A 3,574-nucleotide genomic window follows, 5' to 3' on the forward strand; every position below is an offset into this window, starting at 1 on the left:
AGCCGGCCAGCATCCGCCACCCAGACCCAGCCACCGTTCACATCTACCGTCTTCGACCCCACACAACATGATCAACTTAAGCTACGTGGCATTGGTGCAGGCCGTCATGGAGTTGACCCGCGGCATCGGCGCCGACTGCGCGGTGGACGCCGTCGGGGTGGACGCGGAGAGCGCCAAGCCGGGGCCCGCCTCCGGGGGTGCGCACGACGCCGCACAGCAGCGCCGCGACGAGCAGCGGGACATCTCCCCCGACGCCAACCAGGACGTGACCGACGGCCGGTGGAAGCCGGGGGACGCCCCCAGCCAGGCCCAGACCTGGGCGGTCGAGAGCCTGGCCAAGATGGGCACCCTCGGAGTCGTGGGCGTCTATCCGGCCAACGACCGGTACTTCCCGATCGGCACCGTGTTGGCCCGCAACCTCACCGTCCAGGCCGGCAACGGAAACCACCCCCGCTACATCCCGAAGCTGCTGGCGACGGTCGAGTCGGGCCGCATCGACCCGGCGACGGTGGTGACGCAGCACGAGCCGGTGACGGACGCGCTCAGCGCGTACCGGGAGTTCGATCTCCGCAGCCCGGGAAATGACGGACAAGGTATTGAGCGGAGTCAGGGTCGCGGTGCTCGCCACGGACATGGTGGAGACGCCCGAGCTGGTCGAGCCGTGGAAGGCGCTCAAGGCGGCCGGCGCGGACCTGGAGCTGATCTCCAACAAGAGCGGCACGATCCAGCTCTTCACCCACTACGACAAGGCCGACACCTTCCCGGTGGACAAGCAGGTCAGTGAGGTCTCGGCGGCGGACTACGCGGCGCTGGTCCTGCCCGGTGGCGTTGGCAATCCGGACACGATGCGGATGGACCCGACGGCCGTCCAGTTCGTGCGGGACTTCTTCGACGCGGGCAAGCCGGTCGCCGCGATCTGCCATGCCCTCTGGCTGCTGGCCGAGGCCGACGTCGCGCGTGGCCGGACGATGACGTCCTGGCCGTCGCTGCGTACCGACCTGGTCAACGCCGGCGCGACGTGGGTCGACCAGGAGGTCGTCGTCGACGACAACCTGGTGACCAGCCGGAAGCCCGACGACATTCCCGCCTTCAACCCGAAGGTGATCGACCTGTTCGCCGCGCGAGCACGATAAGGGGAGAGCATGCTGATCATCACCGCGAGGTTCCGGGTACGGCCCGAGGACGCGGAGCAGTGGCCGGAGACGGTAGCCGCCCTCACCCGCGCGACCCGCGCCGAGGCCGGGTGTCTGTGGTTCGACTGGTCGCGCAGCGTCGACGACCCGAACGAGTACATCCTCATCGAGTCCTACCGGGATGAGGCGGCGATGCAGGCACATTTGCAGTCGGACCACTTTCGGCAGGCTCAGCGGGATCTGCCACCACGCCTGGCCGAGACGGTGCAGACCGTCCGGGCCACCATCGCGCAGGACGGCTGGACCCCGTTCCCGGACCTCGCCGTGCCGGCGGGAAACAGCTAGCGAACCGGGGCGGGAGCCGGATCGGGCTCCCGCCCCGCGTCGGCACCTGCGGCAACAATGGAGGACTCTTGACGAAGAACACGGCTGACGGGGAGCACAAACCCGGCGAGATTCGCACCGTACTGACCGTCGTCGCCGTCGGGATCGTGCTGGCCGTGACCTTCGTGGCCTCGTACACCCTGGCGTTGGACCGCCCGCCGCCGGACCGCATTCCCGCGGCGCTCGTGGGTGGCGAGACGAGCGACGGGGCGATCGCGCAGCAACTGAAGTCGAGCATGCGTGACGCGCTCGAATATCGCAGCTACCCGACCGCCGAAGCGGCCGAACATGCCATCGAGCGGCAACAGGTCTACGCGGCCCTGATCGCTGAGCCGGGCAACTCCCGGCTGCTGGTCGCCAGCGCCGCCGGCAACTCCCTCGCGCAGATGCTGCGCAACGCCGCTCTGAAGCTGGACGAGCAGGGCGGGCGGAGACTGGTCGTCACCGACGTCCGGCCATTGCCCGACACCGACCGCTCAGGTCTGGCCGCCTTCTACGCGATGATCGCCGCGACCCTCCTCGGCTTTCTCACCGCCCTGCAACTGCGGATCAATGTCGGCCGACTACCCCTGCGGACCTGGCTCTCCATCCTCGCCGGTCTCACCGTCGTCGGCGGTCTCGCGCTGGCCGTCGCCGTGGGCCCGATCCTCGGGGCGTTGCCCGTACCCCTGCCCGCCCTCTGGGGCACGCTGGCGGCCCAGATCGCCGTCACCAGCCTCTTCGGCACGCTGATGGTGATCCTCATCGGGCGATGGGCTGTCGTCCCGACGTGGTTGATCTTCATCGCGATCGGTAACGCGGCATCGGGTGGTGCCGTGGCGACCGCCCTCCTCCCGCAGCCGTACCGGACCATCAGCGACATCCACCCCAACGGCTGCGTCATCGCGCTGCTGCAGAGCACGTCGTACTTCCCCGAGGCGGTGGGCCTACGACCCGTGCTCGTCGAGGCGGCGTGGCTCGTCGGCCTGCTCGGGCTCGTCCTGCTCAGCGCGAGATTGGTGCGCAACGGCCCACGGTGGAAGTGACAGAGCCGGCTGCACCCGCCCGCACCCTCGGCGGTAGGCCCGACCGCCATCGCACCTGCCGTGAGTTACGACAGGTGCGATGGCGGTCGTTGCGTGGACCAGCGGAGTGGACGTCAGCCCTGAGGCTGAAGCTCGACCTTCAACCAGCCCTTACGGCGGTGGTCGAAGGCCTCGTACGCCTCGATGACGTCGGTGATGGGCTCGTCCTGCGTGACGATCTTCGTGAGGTCGAGCCGACCGGCCAGGATGTGATCGAAGATCAACTGCCACGTAGCGACGGTGGTTGCAGATGCCCATTCGGATGGTGAGGTTCTTGTTGATCGCCGTGTCAATGGGGTAGGAGGTGATCGTCGGAGGGTAGACACCCACGATCGCGATGGTGCCCACCTTCGCGGCGCACTCCAACACCTGGGCGGGGTTGTCGCCGGCAACCCAGTGGTCGCCGCTCCGGATGGCGTCTGGTGTTGCCGTCTTCCGAACCTGGGCCATGGCAGCCGCATCGTCCTTCCCGGGGACGCCCGGCCCCTGCTGCGGGTGCTGGGCGTCGATACCGACCCCTCGTCGAACCCACTGAACGTGCCGCGCACAAAGTGCAGGTCCGTTCCGCAGATGGCCGACCCGGTCAACCGCACGATCGCGTCTGTCGGAGCCTGCAGGCTCGGCTCCGGAACATCCTCAAGGCGGATGTCTCCCACAGCATGGAATACCACGGCCTTCATGCATCAACCTCTCTAGGTGTGACCGCTGACCCGGACGAATTACGCCATTGTTTCGAGATCAACCCAGTCCTTGCGGTTAGTCACCTTTTCGGTAGATATGTGCCAGGACGTTGAGAGCGGGTACGGGGGGTGCGGCCCGGGGCGATCGGACCGGGGTACGTATCGCCGCACGCGACGACAGGGCGGGCCCGGTGGTGTGCCGGGCCCGCCCTGTCGTGGTGGTGTCAGCGTTGCAGGGTGAGGAGGCCGGGTCGGTAGGGCAGGAGGCCGTAGTCTCCGCCGGAGTTGGGGGATCGGCCTTGGTAGAGCAGTT

At 68.1% G+C, this 3,574-nt stretch carries 5 protein-coding genes; 3 read left to right on the forward strand and 2 right to left on the reverse strand.

Going from position 1 to position 3,574, the window contains the following annotated elements; all coding sequences use genetic code 11:
* Positions 1 to 81 precede the first annotated feature (81 nt).
* Positions 82 to 339: a hypothetical protein gene (locus tag AB0H52_RS31560; RefSeq protein WP_357951934.1), complete on the reverse strand. Its 258-nt coding sequence runs from the start codon at positions 337 to 339 to the stop codon at positions 82 to 84.
* Positions 340 to 581: 242 nt separating this feature from the next.
* On the opposite strand from AB0H52_RS31560, the gene AB0H52_RS31565 reads away from it, so the two are divergent.
* The 3 genes from AB0H52_RS31565 to AB0H52_RS31575 all read left to right on the forward strand — a co-directional run bounded on the left by AB0H52_RS31565 (position 582) and on the right by AB0H52_RS31575 (position 2,542).
* The gene (locus tag AB0H52_RS31565; protein WP_151492898.1) at positions 582 to 1,133 is read left to right on the forward strand and encodes a type 1 glutamine amidotransferase domain-containing protein; all 552 of its coding nucleotides are present in this window, start codon (positions 582 to 584) and stop codon (positions 1,131 to 1,133) included.
* A 9-nt stretch (positions 1,134 to 1,142) separates the two neighbouring features.
* Positions 1,143 to 1,478 carry a putative quinol monooxygenase gene (locus AB0H52_RS31570; protein WP_151492897.1) on the forward strand — a complete coding sequence of 112 codons (336 nt, stop codon included), beginning with the start codon at positions 1,143 to 1,145 and terminating at the stop codon, positions 1,476 to 1,478.
* A 68-nt stretch (positions 1,479 to 1,546) separates the two neighbouring features.
* On the forward strand, positions 1,547 to 2,542 hold the full coding sequence (locus AB0H52_RS31575; RefSeq protein ID WP_357951937.1) for a hypothetical protein: 996 nt from the start codon (positions 1,547 to 1,549) through the stop codon (positions 2,540 to 2,542).
* A gap of 113 nt (positions 2,543 to 2,655) precedes the next feature.
* Here AB0H52_RS31575 and AB0H52_RS31580 read toward each other — a convergent pair whose 3' ends face one another.
* Complete coding sequence (locus AB0H52_RS31580) at positions 2,656 to 2,805, reverse strand: hypothetical protein (RefSeq protein ID WP_225854827.1); 150 nt, start codon at positions 2,803 to 2,805, stop codon at positions 2,656 to 2,658.
* Positions 2,806 to 3,574: the final 769 nt, after the last annotated feature.

This window comes from Micromonospora sp. NPDC050695, assembly GCF_040654415.1.
GTDB lineage: Bacteria > Actinomycetota > Actinomycetes > Mycobacteriales > Micromonosporaceae > Micromonospora.

Coding starts and splice junctions, on each gene's coding strand:
- AB0H52_RS31565 (WP_151492898.1), top strand. CDS start 582: ATGACGGACAAGGTATTGAGCGGAGTCAGGGTCGCGGTGCTCGCCACG.
- AB0H52_RS31570 (WP_151492897.1), top strand. CDS start 1,143: ATGCTGATCATCACCGCGAGGTTCCGGGTACGGCCCGAGGACGCGGAG.